2 protein-coding genes and 2 pseudogenes are annotated in these 3,638 nt (G+C 47.7%); all 4 read left to right on the forward strand.

Annotation, left to right across the window (positions count from 1 at the left end):
• The first annotated feature begins 48 nt into the window (after positions 1-48).
• Complete coding sequence (locus Q0095_RS09775) at positions 49-1,749, forward strand: Na+/H+ antiporter NhaC family protein (RefSeq protein WP_297883333.1); 1,701 nt, start codon at positions 49-51, stop codon at positions 1,747-1,749.
• Positions 1,746-2,417 (forward strand): annotated as a pseudogene (locus tag Q0095_RS09780) (tRNA (uridine(54)-C5)-methyltransferase TrmA); the annotation flags it as partial. The gene Q0095_RS09775 and the pseudogene Q0095_RS09780, both read left to right, overlap by 4 nt.
• A gap of 333 nt (positions 2,418-2,750) precedes the next feature.
• A pseudogene (locus Q0095_RS10315) lies at positions 2,751-3,188 on the forward strand (methyltransferase domain-containing protein); the annotation flags it as partial.
• Positions 3,189-3,309: 121 nt separating this feature from the next.
• The coding region (locus tag Q0095_RS09790; RefSeq protein WP_297883334.1) for a hypothetical protein at positions 3,310-3,638 on the forward strand (329 nt) is incomplete at its 3' end.

Consider the following 3,638-nt stretch of genomic DNA (forward strand, 5'->3'; position numbering starts at 1 on the left):
CCGATCGGAGGTTAAATTTTAAAATTTTATCAATCATCAAGGATTAAAATGTTGAAAAATTTGCTTATCTTTACGGCGATTTTTTTGCCCGCGCTGGCGCTTGCGGACGTGGAGCCCGCCGTGCGAAACAGCGAGCTTTACGGCGTGCTGACGCTTATCCCGCCGGTTGCGGCAATCGTGCTTGCTTTCATCACCAAGGACGTGATTTTGTCGCTGTTTTTGGGCGTGCTAAGCGGAACCTTTCTTATCGGTATGGTCGATCAAAATATCGCAGCTTCGGCGCTTTTCGCTTTTACCGATCTGTGCTCCCGCATGGTAAAATCGATGGCTGATACGTGGAATGCGGGCATTTTGCTTCAGGTCATGTGTATCGGCGGGCTCATCGCTCTGGTGACTAAAAGCGGCGGCACGAAGGCGCTTGCGCTCTGGCTTAGCAAGCACGCAGACACTCCCGTTTTGGGTCAAATTTACACCTGGCTGATGGGTATCGTGATATTTTTCGACGATTACGCAAACGCGCTGATCGTGGGCCCTATCATGCGGCCGCTTATGGATAAATTTAAAATTTCGCGCGCGAAATTCGCCTTCATCATCGACGCGACCGCAGCGCCGATTACCGGCATCGCGGTGATCTCCACCTGGGTCGGAGTCGAAATTTCGGCGATCAAAGAGGCCTACTCACAGATCGGCATAGAAAACATAAACGCCTTCACCGTCTTCGTTGAGACGATCCCGTATAGATTTTATAATATTTTCATGATCTTTTTCGTAGTCGCTACTGCCGTGATGAGTAGGGAGTTTGGCTCGATGTATCGCGCAGAGATCGCATCTCGCGGCGGCAAGAGCGGAGCTGCGGATTTTAAGATTAAAAATTTAGAGGATCAAATTTTTGTACCCAAAGAGGGCGTCGCGCTTCGCAAGCTAAACGCGATAATCCCGCTAGGAGCGATGATCGTCCTTTCCGTCATCGGGTTTTATTTTAATGGCTACAGCTCGCTGGAGGGCGAGGCTTTGGAGGCGGTCAAGGCAGCCCCTCTTAGCTTTACCTCGATCCGCACCGCATTTAGCGCAGCGGACGCCTCGGTCGTGCTGTTTCAATCCGCGCTATTTTCGTCGATCATCGCCGTCGTTTTGGGAATCGCGCAAAAAATTTACGGCGTCAAAGAGGCGATCGAGGTCTGGGTCGGCGGCTGGAAAAGCATGCTAAATACCGTCATAATCCTGCTTTTTGCGTGGTCGCTTAGCTCGGTTATCAAAGAGCTAGGCACTTCGCGCTACCTAGTCGAGCTTCTAAGCGACGCTACGCCGCGCTTTGCTCTTGCGATCGTGATCTTCGTGCTTAGCTCGTTTATCTCATTTTCAACGGGCACAAGCTTCGGTACTATGGGCATCGTCACACCTTTAGCCGTGCCTCTTGCTCACGCCGTGGGGCAAAAATACGGACTTAGCGGCGAGGAATTTCACGTTTTTATGTGCGTAAATATCAGCGCGGTGCTTACGGGAGCGATCTTTGGCGATCACTGCTCGCCGATTTCTGATACGACGATCCTTTCTTCGATGGGCGCGGGCTGCGATCACATCGAGCACGTAAGTACGCAGATGACCTATGCGCTGGTCGTTTGCGGCATCAGTATTGTTTGCGGCTACCTGCCTGCGGGCTTTGGGCTTAGCGTGTGGGGATGTCTGATCTTGGGTATCGTGGCTATCATTCTTTTACTGCGCGTGGTGGGTAAAAGAGTGGATGTATGAATTGCGAAAGCTTCGGTAGTTGCGGCAGCTGTACGCTCGGCGAGCCCTATGAGGATCAAATTTCATACAAAAAGCGTCTGATAAGTGATAAGTTCAGAGAATTTTTTGACGGCGAGTTTGAATTTTTTGCCTCACAGCCGCAAAATTACCGTATCAGGGCGGAATTTGGCATCTGGCACGATATTTGGCATAGCGCATTTGATCTTGCCTACACGATGGGCGGCGCACGTAGTAAGAAAATTTTAATTAACGAATGCCCCAAGGTAGCGCTTCCTATCGCAAATTTAATGCCGCGGCTGCTAGAGGCGCTTAGACGGAGCGAAGCTTTAAAAGAAAGGCTCTTCGGCGTCGAGTTTATCTCGTGTGCTAGCGGGATTTTGGCGACTCTGCTTTATCACAAGCGCCTGGGCGAGCGCGAGCAGGGGGCGATTTGCGAGCTGGCGGACAAGCTTGGCATCGGGGTCATGGCTCGCGCGCGCGGACAGAAGCTGCTAAGCGGCGAGCTAAGCCTCACAGACGAGCTTTGCGTGGACGGGCGAGTTTATAAATTTCGCTTCGGAGAAAACGCCTTCATCCAGCCCAACCGCGGCGTGAACGAAAAGATGATCGCCTGGGCGAGAAGCTGCGTGGACTTCGGCAAAGAGGGCACGAGCGAGGTGTGCGCCGCGCAGAATTTCGCCGCAAAGAATTCCGTAGTGGAGAATTATGTCGCGCAAAATCACGGCTGCGAGCAATCTGCTGCGCAAAATTCTGTAGATCGAAATTTCGCTTCTGAAAATTCTACCGAATTGGATGCCGCTTGCCGAAATTCTACTCCATCAAATTCTGCGCAAGCGAGATTTAGCGGCGAAAATTCAGTGAAATTTAACTGTGCCTCCACAGACGAGAGCTCTACGGATAAAAATTCCACTCGCAAGGATTTGGATGCGCAAAATTCCGCCGCGCAAAATTTCATCGAACAGAATTTGATCGCGCAAAATTTAGATTGCGAAAAGCATTGCGTGCAAAATTCAGCCTGCGAAAAACTCATCGCGCAAAATTCGAGCCATGAGCAGTCTGCCCCGCAAAATTCGAGCTGCGAAAAACATGCCGTGCGCCCGGAAAACTCCGCCGCGCGCGATCTGCTGGAGCTGTACTGCGGGCACGGCAACTTCACCATCCCGCTTGCGGCTAAATTTAACCGCGTGCTGGCGAGCGAAATTTCAAAAAGCTCGATTGAGAATGCCCGCATAAACTGCGAGCTCAACGGCGTTTGCAACGCGCAATTCGTCCGCCTTAGCGCGGATGAGCTGATGAGCGCGTTTGCGCGCAGGCGCGAGTTTGAGCGGCTAAAGGGGATCGATATTTTCAGCTACGATTTTTCGCACGTCTTGATCGATCCGCCGCGAGCGGGGCTAGAGCCTAGCGTGATTGATTTTATAAAAAATTTTCAAAATTTATAGTATTTTCAAGAATCATAAATTTTCTTAGGGAACAAATTCAAAGCCTGATTAATTCCTTGAATATTCTTTTAAAATTGTATATTATATAAACAGATTAAAAGAAAATGAGGGGATAAAAATGAAAAAGGTTAGATTTACAATTTCAGATTTTATGAATGAAATTATAAAGAGTGATTCAGAATATTTTAAATTACAGATTGGAAAGATAGGAAATATAATATTTAACTATTATATAGATAAGAATTTGAATAAAGTTGAGTTAGAAGACTCATCAGGAGAGGTTATACAATTTAACTTAAATAAAAGTAATGAAGAAATTTATCTTGATACTTTAATAAGAAATAAAATAGAAATAGAAGCAGAATATTGGAGAAATATATTCTTTAGCTACATAAATAATTTAAGATATAAAAGGGAAGAAATATTGTTTGCAAAGATTTTTAAAAA

It is taken from the genome of uncultured Campylobacter sp. (assembly GCF_938045535.1).
Lineage (GTDB): Bacteria > Campylobacterota > Campylobacteria > Campylobacterales > Campylobacteraceae > Campylobacter_B.

Bases quoted from the DNA above. Each gene is read 5' to 3' on its own strand.
- Q0095_RS09775 (WP_297883333.1), top strand. From the start codon at position 49: ATGTTGAAAAATTTGCTTATCTTTACGGCGATTTTTTTGCCCGCGCTG.